This window comes from Kitasatospora sp. NPDC018058 (assembly GCF_044327205.1).
GTDB lineage: Bacteria > Actinomycetota > Actinomycetes > Streptomycetales > Streptomycetaceae > Kitasatospora.
Map to the genome: position 1 here is coordinate 1 of NZ_JBIRFA010000117.1, position 4,448 is coordinate 4,448.

A 4,448-nucleotide genomic window follows, 5' to 3' on the forward strand; every position below is an offset into this window, starting at 1 on the left:
GATCATGAAGCGTAGAGAACTCCATGATCGGGCGAACCGTGCCTGCCCTGCTACTACCAATTAGCTCGGCACCTACTGGCGGACGCCCTAAGGGGTGGCGGAATGCACGACGTCAGTAGTTCCACGCGGCTGATTCTTGAGGAGTTCGGCCGGAGTGGCACCCTGTCCGACGCGGCCGTGGATCGGGCCGGCTGGGAGGAACGACCGGAGCGCGTGACGCCGGCATTGGTGCTGGTGTTCGCCGTCAAGATCCTTGTGCAGCTGCGGGAGGAGGATGGTGAGGCGTTTCCGGTCGACGCGCCCGCGGTGACGTCGCAGGGCCTAGGCGCGGGTGACGTGACGACGATGATCTCCGCACTGACAGGCGATCTGCGGGCTGTCGCAGCCGGGCGGCTGAGCGGGCTGTTCTCGCTGCGGGACATCCTCGCCCTCCTCACGGCGCTGACGGAAGAGGAGGACATCCGAGGAGAGGACCTCGACCGTCTGCTCGGGGCCGCAGAGGATATCGCGAACGACTTCGTGCAGGTCGAGGATCCGTTCAGGCTGGTCGAGCGAGGTGTGGAGATCGGACCCTGGGACGCGAGCGAGGCGGGCTGGCAAGGTACCGACCTCATCGACCTTGGTGGTCTCAGGATCCCCCGCGAGCCGGGCCTCAAGATCCAGGTGAACGAGGGCAGAGGGTCCTCGGACCTGCTGGAGGCTGTTGTCCTTCGGGGGTCCACGGGGGTACAGCTCCAGGCTTTCCACGCGACCCAGGAGGGGGCGTGGGCTAGGTCGCGCGAGACCCTCGCGCGGCGGGTTCGCGGCCTGGGGGGTGAGGTCCGCGAGTGGGCCGGGCGCGCGGGCGTCGAGCTCAGGTGTGATGTCCCGGTGCAGCGGGAGACGGGTCGGGGTGTGCAGACCATCCGCATGCTCGGGTGCGACGGCCCTGGCTGGTTGCTGAGGGCGACGGTGACTGGTGACGGAGCCGCTCCGGAGAGCCAGGATGAGTGGGCCTATTCCTACGTCGAGCGCGTCGTCGTGGTTCCCTCGTTCCAGCCCTGGTCGGCCCTCCCGCTGTCGGCGACCGATTTCGGTTCCGGACGCCCCCGGTTGGACGGTCAGCCCATTCGGTTGCGCATGCCAGGCTGACGCGCCGAAGGCACAGCAGAACAGCGACGCGAGGGCGGGCGCGTGTGGGTGGCATGGCCTGCTGCGCCCTGTGGGAGTGTGCCCCGGCCCCGCTGCTGGCACCGTGCACCGCCCCGAACACTGGGAGGCCGCCATCCCGGCAGGAATGGCGGCCTCCGGTGATTTTCTTCACCAGGCCGAGAGCGGTGTGCTGCACCTGGCCGATGGTGACGCCCGGCCGCTTCTGAGCGCCGTCGGCCGTCACTCCAGGCCCCCGACCGCCAGCCGGTCCTACCAGGCCACCCCGAGCGCCGCGAGCTGCGAGAGCTGCTCCGGGCTGAGCTTGTCCCGGCGGGCCTTCTGGTTGTTCACCCAGGACCCGAGAGACACCCCGCCCTCCTTGTGGGTGCGCGGAACGCGGGCGTGGCCTTCCCGTTCGGCGAAGGCCGTCAGCGCCGCCAGGTGGAGCTGGAAGCGGTCGGTGCGGGACACCTTCGGCTTCGCCTCGGCAGAGGCCTTGGCGGCCACCAACTCCTGGTCCTCCTCGATGCCGATCGCCGACAGCAGGTCCCGCTGGTCCGCCTCCAGGTTCGGCCAGCCAGCCCGCTGCGCCTGCACCCACCGTCCGAGCTGCTCGCCCTCGAACACGGTGTCCACGGGCAACTGCGCCCAGGCGACACGGCCATCGGCCTCCAGCCACCACTGGCGAGCGGTGGCGTAGGCGCGCTGCCAGGTGATCGGCCAGACCGGGCACCACCACGGGTCGATCTCCTCCAACGCCCGCCGCCGCTCCGGCGACAGCGCACCCGGCTCCCCGGCTGTGAAGTTGCATGACGGTGTCGCGGTTGGCTGCAACGGTTTGTCGTCCTGGCGTATGGGTTGATGCCTGGTCGGGGGCGATGCCGGTGGGGCCGGCGTCATCGTGGTGCGGTTTCCGACGTCATGCAGGTGACGTTTTCACTGGTCGGCATCGCGCGGTTTCCCATGCGCCGATAGTCCCGGCCCCACCACACAGCCCGCCCCTGGGCCCATCAAGCAGACCGCCGACGCCATCGCCGCGCTGCGCCGCGTCCGCACCCCGGCCGACGTCCTGGAAAGCGCCCTCCACCTCGCCCAAGCCTTTCTGGGACCGTCCCACACTGACCCGCTCCAGGGTGTGACCTGTTCGCATTTGGGGGCGTGGAATGGCCTCGCATCCTGGCGGCCGGCCGACCCGGCGGGATCTGTCGGACACGCCTACGGCCGGTACCGCTCGGCGAGGTCGCCGTAGCCGCCCGCCGTCCAGACGGCCTTGCGGAACTCCGCGAGGCCGAGTGCCCCGGTGCCCTGCCCGGCGGTGGGTGGGAAGTGCGCGGTGCCGCACCGGGCGCAGTACCAGGCCTGGTTCCACAGGCGTTCGGCTCGGGGCCGGCCCGCCAGCCGCCGGCGCCTGGTGACGTACAGTGTGACCGCGCCCGCCACCAGGCCGAGGACGAGGGCCATCAGCAGGAACGAAACCACCAGCACGGTCGGCGTGCCGCCCGTGTCGGCCAGCGGGGCCGCCGCCTGGGTGGCCGTGGGGCTGGGAAGGGCGCTCGGACCGATCTCCTGGTAGCCGGTGGGGAGGCCGTTCGGGAATCCGGGGTGCCCGGTCTTCCACCAGGACGGCGGCGAGAAGTCGGGCTGATGCTCGCCGGAGGCGTTGCGCTGCCGCATGCCCTCGCTGAAGGTCTCGACGGTAGCGAACAGCGCCGGGAAGGCCAGCACCAGCATCGCCTTGAACGCCGTGGTGGCGGTCGGCGGCGCGGGTGCCAGGGCCCGGCCGAGGGCGGAGACCTCTTCGCGGGTCTCGGTGCGGCCGTCGCGGCCGGAGGAGCGCACGGTGACGTTGCGCCGCTCGCTCAGGTGGACCGCCGGCACGCTGCGGACCTGGTCGGTCAGCGCGCACCTCGGGCAGGGCGGCAGGGTGCCGTGCGGCGGTGGCGCGGGTACGGCATCGTTGATCGGCATGTGCGGAAATCCCCCCAGGAGTACGGCGGTCGGGCAACCGTTCGTATCCGGGTGGACGCCGTCGCGCGGCCTCCGGTTGCGGCCCACCGCGAGGACCAGGACACCGGACTGCAGTCCGCCGCGCCAGCCTGATGCAGTCCCGGGCGTCACCGAGGTGCGGCCTCAGCACCGTCACGAAACTGCACCCTGATGAAATCGATTTACGGCCGCGAATAATTCGGTCTGTAAACCTCACGGAATCACGCCCCGACCCATTTAACTGTTCCATAAATATGCCACCACTGGCCGCCCGAAGATATCACTGCGGATAGCCCCGGAAGTATCACTGCGGGTGCCTGGCCGCGGGCCTCGCGCCGCCCGCCCGGCGAAGTCCACGGGCTGCCTGCCATGCTCCCCGCGGTCACACCACCGGGCCTGTGCCCGGCGGTGTGACCGCCACGTCCGGCCCTGGCCCCGCGGGTGTGCCGCGCCCCGCTCCGCCCGCCCGGTGCCGCCTCCCCGTTCCCCGGGGCCCGTGCTGCGCCGTGCTGTGTCCTGCTTCCTGGGCCTGTGTTGTGGGGTTGAGTCGGTGACAGCTCTTGCATCTTTGGGCGGGGTGTCTGAGCTGGGCGGTCCCTGTGGTCGGGGCGGGGATGCCGGCGTTCCTGCCCTGGTGGGTCCTGCGGGGCCCGGGGAGGGGCCCGTCGTGAGGGTCGGGGGAGGGGCCCGTCATGGGGTCGGGCCCCCGCCCGGCGGTCATTGTGCCGCCCGGCGCGGTCCCCGGTGGGCCTCGCCCAAGGGGCGCCCGGTCCAGCCTCGATCGGCCCCGGCACTTGTCCCCGATCCGAATACCGAGATGATTTCCGGCGGTATTCCGGCCCCTGGCCCTGGCCGAATTTCAGGATGGGCACCCGAACTCTGGCGGGATTCTCTGGCAGGGTATTTCTGATACACGCTGAGCGATCCCGGCACCGGGCCCAACTTCCCGAGTGAGGGCCTCTGTTCCGACGTGATCCTCCGACACGCAAAGTTGATACACCACCCCGGGCCAAGGTCCTGGTCCCCCGGCGATCCGTCAGCTGGTATCCCTGGCCAACCCCCACCCTGTTCTCACGCACCGTCACCGACCCCCACCGCCCGCACCCCCTCCCGGCCAGCCCGCCCCGGAGCACAGCGGAGGGGCTTTCACCTGGGCTGTAGCGAAGCGGAAGCCCAGGCAGGCATGAAGCGGAGCGGAATGCCCCAGGCCGCGCGCAGCGCGGCCCGCCTGACCGAAGGTCAGGCAGCGGACACGCGGAGCGGGTCCGCCCACCCGCCGAAGGCGGGTGGCGAACGGAGGGCCGAAGGCCCGTAGGGACCCGCTCCGCGGG

At 70.9% G+C, this 4,448-nt stretch carries 3 protein-coding genes; 1 reads left to right on the forward strand and 2 read right to left on the reverse strand.

Features of this window, described 5'->3' with window-relative positions; translation table 11 throughout:
• The first annotated feature begins 102 nt into the window (after positions 1-102).
• Complete coding sequence (locus tag ACH4E7_RS45285; RefSeq protein ID WP_396255075.1) at positions 103-1,131, forward strand: DUF3710 domain-containing protein; 1,029 nt, start codon at positions 103-105, stop codon at positions 1,129-1,131.
• 270 nt (positions 1,132-1,401) lie between these two features.
• Here ACH4E7_RS45285 and ACH4E7_RS45290 read toward each other — a convergent pair whose 3' ends face one another.
• Together ACH4E7_RS45290 and ACH4E7_RS45295 are read right to left on the reverse strand one after the other, a co-directional pair.
• Positions 1,402-1,887, reverse strand: a complete 486-nt coding sequence (locus ACH4E7_RS45290; RefSeq protein WP_396255076.1) for a helicase associated domain-containing protein — start codon at positions 1,885-1,887, stop codon at positions 1,402-1,404.
• A gap of 459 nt (positions 1,888-2,346) precedes the next feature.
• The gene (locus ACH4E7_RS45295; RefSeq protein WP_396255077.1) at positions 2,347-3,099 is read right to left on the reverse strand and encodes a hypothetical protein; all 753 of its coding nucleotides are present in this window, start codon (positions 3,097-3,099) and stop codon (positions 2,347-2,349) included.
• Between the last annotated feature and the right edge of the window lie 1,349 nt (positions 3,100-4,448).

Coding starts and splice junctions, on each gene's coding strand:
- ACH4E7_RS45285 (WP_396255075.1), top strand. CDS start 103: ATGCACGACGTCAGTAGTTCCACGCGGCTGATTCTTGAGGAGTTCGGC.
- ACH4E7_RS45295 (WP_396255077.1), bottom strand. CDS start 3,099: ATGCCGATCAACGATGCCGTACCCGCGCCACCGCCGCACGGCACCCTG.